Here is a 247-nt window from a genome sequence, read left to right on the forward strand (position 1 = left end):
CTGCGTTCTTCAATTTTTCCGTTTCTTGTGTTGTTGTTTGTTCCTTTTCGTTTCCCGTCATACAATCTAATCCGGATCCTTCGCCAACAATGAACATTACTTCTTCTTCGATTTCTTCGCTAACAATTATCTCTTCTTCTTTGTTTGTGGATAAGTCATATTTTATTTCGGTTTTCTCTGGTTTTTGCGTAGTTTCATTTCCTGCTTCGCAATCTCTTCCACTTCCTTCTCCGAAGATGAACATAAC

1 protein-coding gene is annotated in these 247 nt (G+C 37.7%); it reads right to left on the reverse strand.

Features of this window, described 5'->3' with window-relative positions; all coding sequences use genetic code 11:
- On the reverse strand, positions 1 to 247 hold a 247-nt coding region (locus tag SM754_RS20390), incomplete at both ends, for a hypothetical protein (RefSeq protein ID WP_323677970.1).

Source organism: Halorubellus amylolyticus (assembly GCF_034808145.1).
Classification (GTDB): Archaea; Halobacteriota; Halobacteria; order Halobacteriales; family Natrialbaceae; genus Halorubellus.